Raw genomic sequence first — 1,087 nt, forward strand, 5'->3', positions numbered from 1 at the left:
GTTGTTTTTTATCCTGAACTTTGGTTGTCTTTAATATCGTCTCTTCCGGGGCGTTCCCCCATATCGCAAGAGGAGATATCGGAAATCGTCGAGGGCACCTTTCAGAAAGTGGAGCTTATTCGATCTAGGATTACCGAGAATCTTGCTAGCACCATGGCGCTTTATTACTTGATAGTGGGCTGACTTGATTGATGTGTTGTTTTTCACTCTTCCAGCCTCGTGATTTTATACGGTAACAACGAAAAATATATTGATCAAATTGATAAATTTTGCTATCAAATATAGATCATATGAATATTTGGATCTGTAAAATTATGCAAAAATCTGATTTGGGCCTGATAAAGGTGTTCCTGTCTATCTATGAGGACGGCAGCGTTAGCAAAGCTGCAGAAACCCTCAACCTAACTCAACCTTCTGTTAGTTACTCACTATCACGCTTACGGGACTTGTTAAATGATTCGCTATTCACGCGTACGCGGGATGGCATGAAGCCTACGTTTGCTGCGGAGCAGTACTACAGAGTATTTGCCAGCTCAGTCGGAAACATCGAACGAGCCATCGCCCTCGCAAGAGACTTCGACGCTGCTATCTCCACAAAAACCTTCCGCATTGCGCTTTCAGATTTGGGAGAGTTTTATTTGCTTCCTAAACTGCTCGAGGCCCTCCGCGAGAAGGCACCAAATTGCAAGCTAGAGATTGTTACTACTGAAATACCGAAAATAGAGGAGGAACTGCTTCAGGGTCGTATTGATTTGGCGATAGGCAACCTTAGTTTTTTAAGAAAAAGCACCAAAAGTATTTTAGCTTTCACCGAGAACTACAGCTGTATTGTTTCAAGCAGCCACCCCAGATTGAAGGAAACTGTCACCAAAGAACAATTTTTGGAGGAAAACCATATCTACGTATCTAAGGCGAGCGGCCATTTTGATGCGAGCGCATATCTCAGAAATAGCGGTGAGACTATTAAGATAGGCCTACATATACCACACTTCTCATCTTTACCGGCAATTATCCCCAATTCACAGATGATTGCTTGTTTGCCTAGCAGAGTAGCAGAGCAGTTTGCTAAATCAGAGGGTATACGTTC

Annotated in this window: 1 protein-coding gene; it reads left to right on the forward strand. The window is 43.0% G+C overall.

What is annotated here, in order from left to right:
* Positions 1-290: 290 nt before the first annotated feature.
* Positions 291-1,087: LysR family transcriptional regulator (locus ABJF11_RS04605; protein ID WP_348118385.1), on the forward strand; the 797-nt coding region annotated here is incomplete at its 3' end.

Source organism: Reichenbachiella sp., from assembly GCF_039941815.1.
GTDB lineage: Bacteria > Bacteroidota > Bacteroidia > Cytophagales > Cyclobacteriaceae > Reichenbachiella.